General features: G+C 61.6%; 14 protein-coding genes. 7 read left to right on the top strand and 7 right to left on the bottom strand.

Annotation, left to right across the window (positions count from 1 at the left end; translation table 11 throughout):
* Positions 1–139: 139 nt before the first annotated feature.
* From QU481_RS15935 to QU481_RS15915, 5 genes are all read right to left on the bottom strand, one after another.
* Positions 140–916: an enoyl-CoA hydratase/isomerase family protein gene (locus QU481_RS15935; RefSeq protein WP_289831021.1), complete on the bottom strand. Its 777-nt coding sequence runs from the start codon at positions 914–916 to the stop codon at positions 140–142.
* A 52-nt stretch (positions 917–968) separates the two neighbouring features.
* Complete coding sequence (locus tag QU481_RS15930) at positions 969–2567, bottom strand: carboxyl transferase domain-containing protein (RefSeq protein ID WP_289831020.1); 1599 nt, start codon at positions 2565–2567, stop codon at positions 969–971.
* 20 nt (positions 2568–2587) lie between these two features.
* Positions 2588–2929 (bottom strand): nuclear transport factor 2 family protein, encoded by a 342-nt coding sequence (locus QU481_RS15925; protein WP_289831019.1) that lies wholly within the window; start codon positions 2927–2929, stop codon positions 2588–2590.
* Between the two features lie 47 nt (positions 2930–2976).
* Positions 2977–4146, bottom strand: a complete 1170-nt coding sequence (locus QU481_RS15920; protein WP_289831018.1) for an isovaleryl-CoA dehydrogenase — start codon at positions 4144–4146, stop codon at positions 2977–2979.
* Positions 4147–4227: 81 nt separating this feature from the next.
* Entirely contained in the window at positions 4228–4659 is a 432-nt protein-coding gene (locus QU481_RS15915) for a MerR family transcriptional regulator (protein WP_289831017.1), read from the bottom strand.
* A gap of 127 nt (positions 4660–4786) precedes the next feature.
* Between QU481_RS15915 and QU481_RS15910 the strand changes: the two genes are divergently transcribed.
* From QU481_RS15910 to QU481_RS15900, 3 genes are all read left to right on the top strand, one after another.
* On the top strand, positions 4787–6475 hold the full coding sequence (locus QU481_RS15910) for an AMP-binding protein (protein ID WP_289831016.1): 1689 nt from the start codon (positions 4787–4789) through the stop codon (positions 6473–6475).
* 172 nt (positions 6476–6647) lie between these two features.
* Positions 6648–7031: a PaaI family thioesterase gene (locus tag QU481_RS15905; RefSeq protein ID WP_289831015.1), complete on the top strand. Its 384-nt coding sequence runs from the start codon at positions 6648–6650 to the stop codon at positions 7029–7031.
* A 69-nt stretch (positions 7032–7100) separates the two neighbouring features.
* Positions 7101–7748 carry a YecA family protein gene (locus QU481_RS15900; protein ID WP_289831014.1) on the top strand — a complete coding sequence of 216 codons (648 nt, stop codon included), beginning with the start codon at positions 7101–7103 and terminating at the stop codon, positions 7746–7748.
* An 81-nt stretch (positions 7749–7829) separates the two neighbouring features.
* Here the strand turns inward: QU481_RS15900 and QU481_RS15895 are convergent, their stop codons facing one another.
* Both QU481_RS15895 and QU481_RS15890 read right to left on the bottom strand, forming a co-directional pair.
* Positions 7830–8264, bottom strand: a complete 435-nt coding sequence (locus QU481_RS15895) for a GNAT family N-acetyltransferase (protein ID WP_289831013.1) — start codon at positions 8262–8264, stop codon at positions 7830–7832.
* Between the two features lie 148 nt (positions 8265–8412).
* A complete protein-coding gene (locus QU481_RS15890; protein WP_289831012.1) occupies positions 8413–10197 on the bottom strand; it encodes an acyl-CoA dehydrogenase C-terminal domain-containing protein in 1785 nt (594 codons plus the stop codon).
* 218 nt (positions 10198–10415) lie between these two features.
* Here QU481_RS15890 and QU481_RS15885 point away from each other — a divergent pair, with 218 nt between their 5' ends.
* The 4 genes from QU481_RS15885 to QU481_RS15870 all read left to right on the top strand — a co-directional run bounded on the left by QU481_RS15885 (position 10416) and on the right by QU481_RS15870 (position 14797).
* Positions 10416–10964, top strand: a complete 549-nt coding sequence (locus QU481_RS15885; protein ID WP_289831011.1) for an NUDIX domain-containing protein — start codon at positions 10416–10418, stop codon at positions 10962–10964.
* Positions 10965–10975: 11 nt separating this feature from the next.
* Entirely contained in the window at positions 10976–11278 is a 303-nt protein-coding gene (locus QU481_RS15880) for a PilZ domain-containing protein (protein ID WP_289831010.1), read from the top strand.
* Positions 11279–11479: 201 nt separating this feature from the next.
* Positions 11480–13408: a PrkA family serine protein kinase gene (locus QU481_RS15875; RefSeq protein ID WP_289831009.1), complete on the top strand. Its 1929-nt coding sequence runs from the start codon at positions 11480–11482 to the stop codon at positions 13406–13408.
* A gap of 114 nt (positions 13409–13522) precedes the next feature.
* Positions 13523–14797 carry a YeaH/YhbH family protein gene (locus QU481_RS15870; protein WP_289831008.1) on the top strand — a complete coding sequence of 425 codons (1275 nt, stop codon included), beginning with the start codon at positions 13523–13525 and terminating at the stop codon, positions 14795–14797.
* The last annotated feature ends 19 nt before the right edge of the window (positions 14798–14816 follow it).

Raw genomic sequence — 14816 nt, 5'->3', positions numbered from 1 at the left:
TTAGCTCATCGGCATCTTGAGCCATGAAAGTCATGCAAGAACACGCAATAAACACCCTCAACGCCGGCCGTTTTCACGTATTTTGGCAGTTTCGTGGCAAACATGGTTTTGCCTTGGCGACAACGTTAGCCGAACGGTCTCATGGCCAGTGAGGGCGGCGCTTGTCCAGGAAGGCCGACAGCCCCTCGCGGCCCTCGGCGCTGCCGCGCAACTTGGCGATGCGCCGGGCCGTGTCGGTCAGCAGTGCGGTGTCGGCTTCCTGCCACGCCACGTCGGCGATCAGCTGCTTGGCCTCGCGCATCGCCTGTGGGCCGTTGTTGAGCAGGTCGCTGACTAGGCCTTCAACCACGTCGTCGAGCAGCTCTTCGGTGGTCACTTCGTGCACCAGACCCAGGCGGCAGGCGGTGTCGGCGTTAAAGCGCTCGGCGGTGAGGAAGTAGCGACGCGCCGCCGACACGCCGATCTTGGCGACCACATAGGGGCTGATCGTCGCCGGGGTCAGGCCCAGCTTCACCTCGGACAGGCAGAAGCTGGCACGCTCGCTGGCGATCACCACGTCGCAACAGGCGACGAGGCCGACGCCACCGCCGAAAGCCGCGCCCTGCACCCGCGCCACCGTCGGCTTCGGCAGGCTGTCGAGGGTGTGCATCAGCGTCGCTAAGCCCATCGCATCCTGCACGTTTTCCTCTTCACTGTAGCCGGCGACGCGGCGCATCCAGTTGAGGTCGGCACCGGCCGAGAAGCTGCGCCCCTCGGCGCCGAGCACCACCACCCGCACTGCCGGGTCGGCGGCCAGCTGTTCGAGGTGGGCGGTCAGCGCGGCGATCAGCTTGTCGTCGAAGGCGTTGTGCAGCTCCGGGCGGGCCAGCGTGATGGTGGCGACGCCGCGGCTGTCGAGAGCGGTCTTTAGGGTCATGATGGCTTTCCTCGTGTTGTTCTTGCTTTTCAGGTTTGCGTGGGTCGGCGCGTCACATCCGGAATACGCCGAAGCGGGTCGCCTCGATCGGCGCGTTCAGACTCGCCTCCAGCGCCAGTGCAAGCACGTTGCGTGTGTCCTTCGGATCGATCACGCCGTCGTCCCACAGTCGCGCGCTGGCGTAGTAGGGGTGGCCCTGGTGCTCATACTGTTCGCGGATCGGCACCTTGAACGCTTCCTCGTCCTCTTTCGGCCAACTATCGCCCAACTGGTCTCGTTTCACCTGCGCCAGCACGCCGGCGGCCTGTTCGCCACCCATTACCGAGATGCGTGCGTTTGGCCACATCCACAGGAAGCGCGGCGAGTAGGCGCGGCCACACATGCCGTAGTTGCCGGCGCCGAAGCTGCCGCCGATCAGCACGGTGAACTTCGGCACCCGGGCGCAGGCCACCGCAGTGACCAGCTTGGCGCCATCCTTGGCGATGCCGCCGTTCTCGTACTTCTTGCCCACCATGAATCCGGTGATGTTCTGCAGGAAAATCAGAGGGATGCCACGTTGGCTGCACAGCTCGACGAAGTGGGCGCCCTTCAGCGCCGACTCGGAGAACAGGATGCCGTTGTTGGCGACGATGCCGACGCGGTAGCCGTTTAGCCGCGCGAAGCCGGTGACCAGCGTGGTGCCGTAGTTCTGCTTGAATTCGTCGAAGGCGGAGTCGTCCACCAGCCGCAGGATGATTTCGCGCACGTCGAACGGTTTCTTCGCGTCGGCCGGGATCACGCCGTACAGCTCCTCGGCGGCGTAGCGCGGCGGTTTCGGCTCGATGCGGTCGAGCTCGCCCTGTTTCTTCCAGTTCAGGCCGCCGACGATGCGCCGGGCGATGCCCAGCGCGTGTGCGTCGTTTTCGGCCAGGTGGTCGGCCACGCCGGAGAGGCGCGCGTGCACGTCGCCGCCGCCCAGCTCCTCGGCGTCGACCACTTCGCCGGTAGCCGCCTTTACCAGCGGCGGACCGCCGAGGAAGATGGTGCCCTGGTTGCGCACGATCACCGTCTCGTCCGACATCGCCGGCACATAGGCGCCGCCGGCGGTGCAGCTGCCCATCACTACCGCGATCTGCGGGATGCCGGCGGCCGACAGCGTGGCCTGGTTGTAGAAGATGCGGCCGAAGTGGTCGCGGTCGGGGAACACCTCGTCCTGCAGGGGCAGGAAGGCGCCGCCGGAGTCGACCAGATAGACGCAGGGCAGGCGGTTCTCGCGGGCGATTTCCTGTGCGCGCAGGTGCTTCTTCACCGTCATCGGATAGTAGGTACCGCCCTTGACGGTAGCATCGTTGGCGACGATCAGGCATTCGATGCCGCTGATGCGGCCGATGCCGGCAATCAGCCCGGCGCCGGGCGCCGCGTCGCCGTACATGCCGTAGGCAGCCAGCTGCGATAGCTCTAGGAACGGGGAGCCGGCGTCGAGCAATAGATCGATGCGCTCGCGTGGCAGCAGCTTGCCGCGGGCTACGTGCTTGGCGCGAGCACTGTCGCCGCCACCTTGGGCGATTCGGCCAACCTTGTCCTGCAGGTCGGCGACCAGCGCGCGCATCTTGTCGCTGTTGGCGATGAACTCGGCCGAACGCGGGGAGAGGGTGGATTCCAGTATCGGCATGAGGGGTCCTTGCGGGCGACTTATTGAGCGTCGACGAACCAGACGGTCTGGATCAGTCCATCGGCGACTTGGTAGATCACGATCGCGTCGATGGTGGCATCGCCGACGCCGCTGACAACCTCGCGGTCGATCACCGTGTTGCCGAGCCCCATGCGGCTGATCAGTTCGGCGTTCAGCGCCGGTCGATTGAAGCGGTTCTCGGCATAGTGTTCGGCCAGCGCGGCCTTGCCGTCGATCGCCAGTTGCTGCGACGGGAAGCGGAACACCTTGACAGTGTCGGCGTAGCAGGCGATGAAACGGTCGAGATCGCGGGCGTTGTAGGCATCCAGCTGGGCCTGGACGATGCGTTCGGCGTCGTGCATGTGTCGACTCCAGAGAGAAGAGGAGGGCGCCGCAGCGCCCCATCGAATTAACGAGTCTCGGCCAGCAGCTCGCGGCCAATCAACCAGCGGCGAATCTCGCTGGTGCCGGCGCCGATCTCGTACAGCTTGGCGTCGCGCAGCAGCCGGCCGGTCGGGTATTCGTTGATATAACCGTTGCCGCCCAGGCACTGGATCGCGTCCAGCGCCATCTTGGTGGCGTTCTCGGCGCTGTACAGGATGGCGCCAGCGGCGTCCTTGCGGGTGTTGCGGCCGGCTTCGCCGCGGTCCAGCGCCTGGCCTACCGCATAAACATAGGCGCGACTGGCCGAGAGCGTCACGTACATATCGGCGAGCTTGCCCTGCATCAGCTGGAAGTCGCCGATCGCCTGGCCGAACTGGGTGCGGTCGGTGAGGTAGGGCACTACCACGTCCAGGCACGCCTGCATGATGCCCAAGGGGCCAGCCGCCAGCACCGCACGTTCGTAGTCGAGGCCGCTCATCAGCACCTTCACGCCCTCGCCAACCTGGCCCAGCACGTTCTCGGCCGGCACCTTGCAGTCGTCGAAGAAGATCGGGTAGGTGTTCGAGCCGCGCATGCCGAGCTTGTCGAGCTTGCTGCCGGCGCTGAAACCTTTAAAGCCCTTCTCGACGATGAAGGCAGTGATGCCGCGCGGGCCTGCGTTGACGTCGGTCTTGGCGTACACCACCAGCACGTCCGCGTCGCCGCCGTTGGTGATCCACATCTTGCTGCCGTTGAGCACGTAGTGGTCGCCTTGCTTGTCGGCGCGCAGCTTCATGCTGACCACGTCCGAGCCGGCGTTCGGTTCCGACATCGCCAGCGCACCGACGTGTTCGCCCGAGATCAGCTTTGGCAGGTAACGGGCCTTCTGCGCGGCGCTGCCGTTCTTGTTGATCTGGTTCACGCACAGATTGGAGTGCGCGCCGTAGGACAGGCCCACCGAGGCACTGGCGCGGCTTATCTCTTCCATCGCGATCATGTGTGCGAGATAGCCCATGTTGGCGCCACCGTATTCCTCGCCAGCGGTGATGCCGAGCAGGCCCAGCTCGCCGAACTTGCGCCACAGGTCGGCCGGGAACAGGTTGTCGCGGTCGATATCGGCGGCGCGCGGGGCGATCTCGCGTTCGGCGAAATCGCGGACGGTATCGCGCAGCAGCTCAAAGCTGTCGTCGTGGCCGAAATTCAGGCGGGTGAACATGGGGCTTTCTCCTCGTGGACTGTGCTTCTATCTTTAATTACGCTTACGTAAACGTCAACTATATGGCGTAAAAAAACCGCCTCAGGCGGTTTGGGGGTGCTGGGTCAGCTCGTCGATCACGCTGCGGCAGTGCAATTCCAGCGTGTCGATCTCGGCAAGGACCGCATCGATGTCGCGGCGCTGTTCCTCCAGCTGCTGGCGCCGTTCGGTCAACAGCTGCAGCAGTTTCAGCGACTGGCTAGCTTCGTCGCGCGCCAGTTCGTACAGGTCGAGGATCTCGCGGATTTCCGACAGGGCGAGGCCGATGCGCTTGCCACGCAGGATCAGTTTCAGCCGGGCACGGTCGCGGTGGGTGTAGACGCGCTGGCGGCCCTGGCGAGCGGGCATGATCAGGCCCTGTTCCTCGTAGAAACGGATGGTGCGCAGCGTCACGTCGCATTCGCTGGCAAGATCCGAGATGCTATAGAGCGCTTGCTCGGCCATGATGGAATCGTCCTGTATCGAATGCAGCATTGTAGCGTTTTTCCCACGGTGGCCAACAGTTGTCGTGACTTACGTTTACGTAATAGTCATTATTGCTGGCACCCACAACAAGAAATCCGCAGCTCATTCATCCCATCAATTATGAGGAGACCAGCCGATGCCCCTGCCGAGTTACGTCCACGGCGCTAGCGCCATCCCCCTGATCGGCCAGACCATGGGGGCGTATTTCGATGCCGCCTGTGCGCGCTACGCGGAGCGCGATGCGCTAGTGGTGCGGCACCAGGGTACGCGCTGGACCTATGCCGAGTTGCGCGAACAGGTCGACCGGCTGGCCTGCGGGCTGCGTCGACTTGGTTTGGCCCCGGGCGACCGCATCGGCATCTGGTCACCAAACAACACCGAGTGGGTGCTGGCCCAGTTTGCCACTGCCAAGGCCGGGCTGGTGCTGGTCAACATCAACCCAGCCTACCGCCGCGCCGAGCTGGAATATGCGCTCAACAAGGTTGGCTGTCGCGCGCTGATCGTCGCGCCGAGCTTCAAGAGCAGCGACTACCTGGAGATGCTGGCGGATCTCGCGCCCGAACTGGCCGAGGCGGTGCCGGGCCAGCTGCGTTCAGCCAGGCTGCCGACGCTGGAGGCGGTGATAAGGCTTGGCGACGAGACCACGCCGGGTACAGTGAATTTCCCAGCGTTGCTGGGGGTACCGAGTGAGAGCGAGCGCGCCGCGCTGGCCGAGCTTGGCTCGCAGCTGCAGTTCGATGACCCGGTCAATATCCAGTTTACCTCCGGCACCACAGGCAGCCCCAAGGGCGCCACGCTCAGCCACCACAACATCCTCAACAACGGCTTCTTCGTCGGCGAGGCGATGCGGCTGGTGCCGGGGGACCGGCTGTGCATCCCGGTGCCGCTTTATCACTGCTTCGGCATGGTGCTGGGCAATCTGGCCTGCTTGACCCACGGCGCGACGATGATCTACCCGTCCGAGGCTTTCGAGCCGCTGGCGGTGCTGGAGACGGTGGCGGCGGAGCGCTGTACCGGCTTGCACGGCGTGCCAACGATGTTTATCTCAGTGCTCGATCACCCGCGCTTCGCCGAATTCGACCTGTCCACCTTGCGCACCGGCATCATGGCCGGCAGCCCGTGCCCGATCGAGGTGATGCGCAAGGTAGTGGAGCGGATGAACATGGCCGAGGTCACCATCGCCTACGGCATGACCGAGACCAGCCCGGTCAGCTTCCAGAGCGCCACCGACACCCCGGTGGAAAAGAAGGTCGGCACCGTCGGGCGCATCCACCCGCACCTGGAGGTGAAGCTGGTCGACATCGACGGCCGCATCGTGCCGCGCGGCGAAACCGGCGAGCTGCTGACCCGCGGCTATTCGGTGATGCTCGGCTACTGGGGCGACGAGGAGAGGACCCGCGAGGTGGTTGACGCGGCCGGCTGGATGCACACCGGCGACCTGGCGGTGATCGACGAGGATGGCTTCTGCAACATCGTCGGCCGCGCCAAGGACATGGTGATTCGCGGCGGCGAGAACGTCTATCCGCGTGAGATCGAGGAATTCCTCTACCGCCACCCGAAGATCCAGGACGTGCAGGTGATCGGCGTGCCGGACGATCGCTATGGCGAGGAGCTGTGCGCGTGGATTCGGCTGCGTGACGGAGAGAGTGCTACTGAGGACGAGATCCGCGCGTTCTGCCAAGGGCAGATCGCCCACTACAAGATTCCGCGCTACATCCTGTTCGTCGACGCCTTTCCGATGACGATCACCGGTAAGATCCAGAAATACCTGATGCGCCAAGCCAGCAAGGAGAAGCTGGGCCTCGCCGAGCAGCGCACCGCGTAAGCAGCGCTGCCGACAACTCCCCCTTGGCGTTGTTGCGTGGCCTTGCCGCACTATTTGTACTGTCTGCAGCCGCGCGCCTAGTCAGGAGCGCTTCGCTGGGGGGGGGCACCAGACCGTTCGGCCAAGTTCAAGCTTGGCCGAATCCCTTCCTTCCGTTAGAAGAGAGCACGGTATGAAATACACCGGTCAGATCGAATTCACCATCGTCGAGCAGAGGCCGGAGCGGGTCGTCGCCGAAATGCCGGTGTTGGCCGGCATCCTCAACCCCTACGGCATCGCCAACGCCGGCGCCATCGTCTGGTTCGCCGACGTGGCCGCCTCGGTGCTCGCCTTCGGCGGCAGTGATTTCGAAGCGAACCGCCAGAGTTTTCCGCTGGCGATCAACCTCAACGCCAACTTCCTCGGCAACCAGCCGGACGGCGTGTTCACCGCTACCGCCGAGTTCGTGCGCCGCGGCAAACGGCTCAGCGTGATCCGCACTACCGTCACAGGCAAAGACGGGCGCCTGATCGCCGACATCACCACCAGCCACATGCCGGTGCAGCCGGCCGGCTGACAGCATGGCCGAGCGCGCCGAAAACGGGCACAATCCGTGCCGTTAACCGAACCCTGTAAGGAAACCGACATGACCGCAATGAGCGCCGAAGCGATCGACCGCCTGGAAAACCTGTTGTCCGGCCGCGCCGAAGAAGGCGACACCATGCGCCTGGACGAGGTCCAGGGCTTCTTCGTGGCGCTGGCCAGCGGCCCGGACGCGGTGGACGAGTCGACTTGGATGATGCACGTGCTGGGCACCAAGCACGACTACAGCGAAGAGCAGCTCACCGAGCTCAAGCAGCTGCTGCGCGACATGATGGCCGACGTGCAGGCTGCCCTGGCCGAAGGGCAGGAGATCGACCTGACCCTGTACGAGGGCGACGACGGCGAGGCCGACTACCTGCCGTGGTGTAACGCCTACCTGTTCGCGCTCGACGTGGTCGACACCGACTGGTTCGAAGTCGAGGACGAAGGCTTCGAAGACCTGCTCTATCCGATGATGGCGCTGGGCGGCATGTTCGAGCAGGAAGGCGAAGTGCTGGTCGAATTCACTGAGGAAGACCTCGACGAGCTGAAGGATGACCTGACCACCTCGCTACAGGCCGTCTACAACTACTGGCAGGCCAAGAAGGCCGCCCCGACCACCGTGCGCCGCGAAGGCGACAAGGTCGGCCGCAACGATCCGTGCCCGTGCGGCAGCGGCAAGAAGTACAAGGCCTGCCACGGCAAGGCCTGAACCGGCTGACCGGAATGAAAAAACCCACGCCAGCGTGGGTTTTTTGTTTTCGACCACCCTTGGGGCTGGCCGAACGGAGACTCAGGCTGCGCAGGGCAGCGTCGGCTGAATCTGCAGATTGACCGCATAATCGGCAAAGCCGATCCGTTTCCAGAAACACATTCCACCAGTATTGCGCGACATCACCGTCACTGTCAGCTTGCGGTTGCGTGGCAATTGTTTGCGTAGCAGGTTGAACGCGGTACGGCCGTGGCCGCGACGGCGGCGTTCCGGTGCAATGAAGAACGGTTGCAGTACCAACTCTTCCCCCTCTTCGCGAACCAATGCATATCCGAGATCGCCTTCCGCATCGCGGAAAATATACAGGCGGCAGTCGCTGTCGTGCAGAAGAGTCTGGCGCTGCAGGATCGCCAGCAGTTCGTCCAAGGAGGGGCTACGACCCTGCTCCTCTTGCAGCTGGCGGGTCCAGCGGTTGAGGAGGGAGGTGTCTGCCAGGGTTGCGCTGCGGATTTCCATTGTTGTCTCCTTTGTATTTTGTGTGTCTTTGCACACTCGGTCTTATGCCGATCGGATCATTCTGCTACGCGGTCCCGAGTTTTATCAATATCTTTGTGCAAAAATAAAGCGGCCAACCGGCCGCTTTGGAAATTATTTCCAGTTTTTGTTACTGGAAGATGAAGTGTTCGGCGTCCAATGACATCAGCGGGACGGCGCCCGACTTGATGCTGGCGATCAGACCGTGCACCTCCGGCAGAAGTTTCGCGAAGTAGAAACGCGCGGTGGTGATCTTGGCTTGGTAGAACGGCTCGGCACCGTCGCCCTGCTCGAAGGCTACCTTGGCCATTCGCGCCCACAGCCAGGCGTAGGTCACATGGCCGATCACACGCAGGTAGTCGGTGGCGGCCGCGGCGGCCTCGTCGCGGTTCTTCATCGCCGCCATGCCAATGTGCATGGTCAGCTCGCCGGTGTCCTTCAAGAGCTTCATCAGCGGCTCAACGAATTCGCGCATCCGCTCGTCGCCCTCCTGCGCCTTGCAGAATGTCACGATCTGGCCGCTGAACTTGCGCAGCTTCTGGCCCTGGTCGAGCAGCACCTTGCGGCCGATCAGGTCGAGCGCCTGGATGCCGTTGGTGCCTTCGTAGATCTGCGAGATGCGGCAGTCGCGCACCAGCTGCTCCATGCCCCATTCGCGGATGAAACCGTGGCCGCCGAACACCTGCATGCCCATATTGGTGGCGATGTAGCCGTTGTCAGTCATGAACGCCTTGGCCACCGGAGTGAGCAGGGCGACCAGGTCGGCCGCTTCTTTCTGATGGTCGGCATCCGGGTGCTTCTCCTCGATGTCCAGCTGCAGCGCCAGGAAAGCGGTCAGCGCACGGCCAGCCTCGGTGTAGGCCTTCTGGGTCAGCAGCATGCGGCGCACGTCCGGGTGGACGATGATCGGGTCGGCTGCCTTGTCCGGGCAGGCCGGACCACTGGCAGCGCGCATCTGCAGGCGTTCCTTGGCATAGGTCAGCGCGCCCTGGAACGATGCCTCACCCAAGCCTAGGCCCTGCATGCCGCAGCCCAGGCGCGCCGCGTTCATCATGGTGAACATGCAGGCCAGTCCCTTGTTCGGCTCGCCGATCAGGTAGCCCTTGGCGCCGTCGAAGTTCATCACTGCGGTGGCGTTGGCCTTGATACCCATCTTGTGTTCCAGGCTGCCGCAGAACACACCGTTGCGGCTACCGTCGGCGTGGAACTTCGGCACGATGAACAGCGAGATGCCTTTCACGTCCTTCGGTGCATCCGGCAGGCGTGCCAGCACCAGGTGGATAATGTTGTCGGCCAGGTCGTGCTCACCGGCCGAGATGAAGATCTTGGTACCGCTAATCGCGTAGCTACCATCGCCGTTCGGCTCCGCCTTGGTCTTGAGCAGCCCCAGGTCGGTGCCGCAGTGCGGTTCGGTCAGACACATGGTGCCGGTCCACTCGCCGGAAACCAGCTTAGGCAGATAGGTGTCTTTCTGCTCGGCGGTGCCGTGGGCATGAATCGCCGAGTAGGCGCCGTGCGACAGACCGGGGTACATCGACCAGGCCACGTTGCTCGAGGTCAGCATTTCCATCACCGGGAACGCCAGCGTCTTCGGCATGCCCTGGCCACCGTAGGCTGGGTCGCAATCTAGGCCGGGGAAGCCCAGCTCGCAGTATTGCTGATAAGCTGCGGCAAACCCTACTGGCGTGGTCACACTATGGTCGGCCGGATTGAAAGTGCAGCCGGCCTCGTCGCCACTGCGATTGATCGGAGCGAGCTCGCTTTCGCAGAACTTGGCTGCCGCCTCCAGGTAGGAGGCATAGACATCTTCGGTGGCATCGCCGTACCCGGGTAGCGTAGGGACGACCTCCTGGACCTTGATCAGCTCGTTGAGCACGAAGGCAAAGTCACGCAGCGGGGCGGTGTAGGCAGGCATGCTGAAATCTCCGTTTGTAGCGGCCGTGAGGACACGACCCGGGTGTAAGGTGCCAGCCGCCTACGCGGCAACCGGCTTGCTATTCAAACGTTTGTTTAAATTATTTGCCCGGTTTTGGCAAGGTAAAGTTGAGAGGTAGTGCGATTGTTGTCATGCAATATCGACCTTGGCCAAACAGCCCAGCCGGGCGCTATTAATCTGTTTTAGAAAGGAAACCTGTGGAGCTAGTCGAAACCCCGCTCGAGGAAACCGTCTCCTTCCGTGGCAAATTTCTCACCCTTCGCCGCGACACCGTGCGCCTGCCAGACGGCCAGCGCACCGAGCGTGAATTTCTATTGCATCCAGGTGCAGTGGCGGTGCTGGCACTGACCGAAGACCGCCAGCTGGTGATGGAGCGTCAGTACCGCTACCCGGTCGGCCAGGAGTTCATCGAGATTCCTGCAGGCAAAATCGACCCAGATGAGGACCCTGCCGTCACAGGCGAGCGCGAGCTATTCGAGGAAACCGGCTTCCAGGCAGAGCGCTGGACCTTCCTCGGCACCGCTCACCCCTGCATCGGTTACTCCAACGAGGTGATCCACTACTACCTTGCCGAGCAATTAACCCAGACCGAGCGCCAACTGGACGATGGCGAGTTCCTGGAGGTGTTGACGATGCCGTTGTCAGAAGTGCTGACTATGTCACTGGACGGGAGAATCACCGACAGCAAGACAATTGTTGGCCTACACTGGTTAACAGCATATCTCTCGGGCTCGCTCAAAAGGTGAATTACTCCTTCTTGCCGCGTGAACTGCGGTCATCGCGTCGTATCCCGCTTGGTTGCAAGGCCAGGATCAAGTCGCAAGTCAGCGGGGAGACGACCTACGGCCACTGCGTCGATCTGTCGGTCGATGGCATCGCCTTGCGCTCATCATATGTACCGCAGCAGGGTGAGCGTCTCAGCGTCGTACTGTTGCCGTTGCCGAGCGCGGGAGAATTGATTCAGCCGTTTTACCTGGATATTGAAGTGCGCCGCTGCAGCGAAATCGTCAGCGGTCTACTGTATGAAATAGGCGCGACGATCGTCGAGAGAGAACCCTGATCGCAAGGTTTTTTCCCTGTCACGCCACGGCATTTTGAACCCACGAATTTTTTTGTGGATTGCCGTTGGCATGGAGGGGCTGTGTGCTATACCCAAACTAAAGAAGAACCGCCACAGTAGTAAACACTCTAAATCAACAAGGGGATCGCGAGATGCGTGGCGCAACTCGTGCGCTCCCCTGTATGAGCCAGGAGGCGAGCCATGCAATCGGATATCTTCAGCCACTACTCCGCCCGCTACGACCGTACCCGCGAAGAAGAGCTCACCGTCCAAGAATATCTGGAACTGTGCAAACGCGAGTCGGCAGCCTATGCCACGGCGGCCGAACGCATGTTGATGGCGATCGGTGAGCCCGAGCTTATCGACACCCGGCATGATCCGCGCTTGTCCCGGCTCTTCTCTAATAAGGTCATAAAGGTTTACCCGGCCTTTCGCGAGTTCTACGGCACCGAGGAGGTAATCGAGCAGGTGGTGGCGTTCTTCCGCCACGCCGCCCAAGGCCTCGAGGAAAAGAAACAGATTCTCTATCTGCTCGGTCCGGTCGGTGGCGGTAAATCGTCGATAGCCGAAAAGCTCAAGGAGTTGATGGAGCGGGTGCCGTTCTATTGCCTGAAAGGCAGCCCGGTCAACGACTCACCGCTGTGCCTGTTCCACCATGATGAGGACGGCAGCATCCTCGAAGAGGAATATGGCATTCCGCGTCGCTACCTGCGTGCCATCCCCAGCCCGTGGGTGGCGAAACGGCTGCAGGAGTTCAACGGCGACATCAGCCAGTTCCGCGTGGTGAAACGCTATCCGTCGGTGCTCAAGCAGATCGCCGTGTCCAAGACCGAACCAGGTGACGAGAACAACCAGGACATCAGCTCGCTAGTCGGCAAGGTCGATATTCGCAAGCTGGAAAAATATGCGCAGGACGACCCGGACGCCTACAGCTACTCCGGCGGTCTGTGCCTCGCCAACCAGGGTCTGCTCGAATTCGTCGAAATGTTCAAGGCGCCGATCAAGGTGCTGCACCCGCTCTTGACCGCGACCCAAGAAGGCAACTTCAAGGGAACGGAAGGCTTTGGCGCGATTCCGTTCGAGGGCATCATCCTTGCTCACTCGAACGAATCCGAATGGAAGCAGTTCAAAAACAACAAGAATAATGAGGCCTTCCTCGACCGTATCTACATCGTCAAGGTGCCGTATTGCCTACGCGTGTCTGACGAAATCCGCATTTACGACAAGCTGATCCGCAACTCGTCCTTGGCTCACGCACCGTGCGCTCCTGGAACGCTGAAAATGATGGCGCAATTTGCCGTCCTGTCGCGGATTAAAGAGCCCGAAAACTCGAGCATCTATAGCAAGATGCAGGTCTACGATGGAGAAAACCTCAAGGACACCGATCCGAAGGCCAAGTCGATTCAGGAGTACCGCGATTTTGCCGGGGTGGACGAGGGTATGAGCGGCCTGTCGACCCGCTTCGCCTACAAGATCCTGTCCAAGGTGTTCAACTTCGACCATAGCGAGGTGGCGGCCAACCCGGTGCATCTGTTGTACGTGCTCGAACAACAGGTCGAACGGGAGCAGTTTCCGCAGGAGGCCGAGCAGAAATACCTGACCTTCATCAAGGAATACCTGGCACCGAAGTACGTTGATTTCATCGGCAAGGAAATCCAGACGGCCTATCTTGAAAGCTACTCAGAGTACGGTCAGAACATCTTCGACCGCTATGTGACCTTTGCCGACTACTGGATACAGGATCAGGAATATCGCGATCAGGACACCGGTGAAATCTTCGACCGCACGGCGCTGAATGCTGAGCTGGAGAAAATCGAGAAGCCCGCGGGTATTTCCAATCCGAAGGACTTCCGAAACGAGATCGTCAACTTCGTGCTGCGCGCGCGGGCCAATAATGCAGGCAAGAACCCCGCTTGGACCAGCTACGAGAAACTGCGCACGGTCATCGAGAAGAAAATGTTCTCGAATACTGAAGAGTTGCTGCCGGTGATCTCGTTCAATGCCAAGGCCAGTGTCGACGACTCGAAGAAGCACGAGGACTTTGTCAATCGCATGGTGGAGAAGGGCTATACGCCGAAGCAGGTGCGGCTGCTGTGCGAATGGTATTTGCGCGTCAGAAAGTCTTCCTGACCCCCGCCCGTTTGGCTCGAGGCCGCGCTCAAGAGCGTTCGGCCAACTCCCCGCCCGGAGTTGGCCGGATGGCTTCGACCGTAACGGGAGCAATCAGACAAAGGCGAGGTGACCATGTCGCACATCATAGACCGGCGTCTCAACGGGAAGAACAAATCCACGGTGAACCGCGAGCGTTTCCTGCGTCGCTTCAAGGCGCAGATCAAGGAAGCGGTCTCCAAGGCGATCAAGGGACGCAGCATCACCGACATCGAGAGCGGAGAGAAGGTCTCCATCCCGGTGAAGGATATTGCCGAACCGATCTTCCACCACGGGAAGGGCGGCGTTTGGGATCACATACATCCGGGCAACGAAGAGTTCATCAAGGGGGACCGTTTCAGTCGCCCTCAGGGTGGCTCCGGTAGCGGCGGTGGCGGCCGGGCAAGCAAGGATGGCGAGGGTGAGGATGACTTTGCCTTCGAGCTGAGCCACGAAGAATTCATGAACGTATTCTTCGATGATCTGGCTTTGCCAAATCTGGTCAAAAATCAGCTGATGGGCATCGACGAGCTCAAGAGCGTCCGTGCCGGGTTTACCAACGACGGTACGCCGGCCAATATCAATATCGTGCGCTCGCTGCGTGGGGCTTTGGCACGTCGCGTCGCCATGGCGGCTCCGACGCTGGAAGAGATCAACAAGACCGAAGAGGAGCTTGACACCCTTCTCGAGTCCGACGAAGAGAGCGGCTTCGAAGTGCGCGAGCGCCGTCGCCGTCTGCACTTTCTGCGTGAGCGGCTGGGCAGCATCCCCTTCATCGATCCGTTCGACCTGCGCTACAACAACCGGGTGAAACAGCTCAAACCGACCAGCCAGGCAGTGATGTTCTGCCTGATGGACGTGTCCGGTTCGATGGACGAGGCCAAGAAGGACATGGCCAAGCGCTTCTTTATCCTGTTGTACCTGTTCCTGCAGCGCAATTACGAAAAGATCGACTTGGTGTTCATTCGCCACCACACCAGTGCGGTCGAGGTCAACGAACACGACTTTTTCCATTCGCGCGAGTCGGGTGGTACCGTAGTCTCATCGGCGCTCAACCTGATGAAGGAGATTCTCGCCAAGCGCTACCCAAGCGATGTATGGAATGTCTACGCCGCGCAGGCATCGGATGGGGACAACTGGGACAGTGATTCGGCCAACTGTGCCCACATCCTCGATGAAGCGGTCCTGCCTGCCTGCCAGTACTACGCCTATATCGAAATCACCGAGGGCGAGCCGCAGAACCTCTGGTACGAATACCTGAAGGTTCAGGAACGGCACCGCCATTTCGCGATGCAGAAAATCCATTCGGCGGGCGACATCTACCCGGTGTTCCGCGAGCTGTTCAAACGGCAGCCGACGCCGACTCGTTAGTCCATGCGAAGGGGACGGT

The organism is Crenobacter oryzisoli (genome assembly GCF_030385785.1).
In the GTDB taxonomy this organism is placed as follows: domain Bacteria; phylum Pseudomonadota; class Gammaproteobacteria; order Burkholderiales; family Chromobacteriaceae; genus Crenobacter_A; species Crenobacter_A oryzisoli.
The sequence above is the reverse complement of the archived record's forward strand: the minus strand, read 5'-3'. Positions and strand labels throughout refer to the sequence as shown.